1 protein-coding gene is annotated in these 631 nt (G+C 76.1%); it reads right to left on the minus strand.

Features of this window, described 5'->3' with window-relative positions; translation table 11 throughout:
• Window positions 1-121 precede the first annotated feature (121 nt).
• Window positions 122-631 (minus strand): sensor histidine kinase (locus BBH68_RS15885; RefSeq protein WP_425428817.1); only part of this gene is annotated, 510 nt, incomplete at its 5' end.

Genomic DNA, 631 nt, shown 5'->3' on the forward strand with positions numbered 1-631 from the left:
GTGGCGCGTGGCCTCCGGTGGTGCGTGGTCTCCGGTGGTGCTGCGTCGTGTACCTCAAGGCTCCCGGACCGCCCGGCGCCGGACCATGGAGCAGGTAGGCGTCCTCACCGTGGGGCTAGCCCTACCGCCGGGGTAGGCCTGGGCCTACCGCCTCGCGGTCGCGCCATGGCAGCTCGGCGGTCACCGCCGTCGGCCCGCCCACCGGCGAGTCCACCACGAACAGGCCGTCGACCGAGCCGAGCCGCTCCGCCAGCCCGGCCAGGCCGCTGCCCCCGCCCGGGCTCGCGCCGCCGCGCCCGTCGTCCCGTACCTGGATCAGCAGCCGCTCATCCGTCCGCCGCACCTCGACCGAGGCCGTCCGGGCGCCGCTGTGCTTGCTGATGTTCTGGAGCAGCTCGGAGACGGTGAAGTAGGCGATGCCCTCGATGGCGGCCGCCGGCCGCTCCGGCAGGTCCACGGAGACCCGCACCGGCACGGTGCAGCGCGCCGCGACCGACGACAGCGCCGCGTCCAGGCCCCGGTCCGTCAGCACCGCCGGGTGGATGCCGCGGGCGAGGTCGCGCAGCTCCTGAAGGGCCAGTTTCACCTCGCCGTGCGCCTCGTCGACCATCGCGGCCGCGGCCCGGCCCCC

The sequence above is a fragment of the Streptomyces sparsogenes genome (assembly GCF_001704635.1).
Classification (GTDB): domain Bacteria; phylum Actinomycetota; class Actinomycetes; order Streptomycetales; family Streptomycetaceae; genus Streptomyces; species Streptomyces sparsogenes.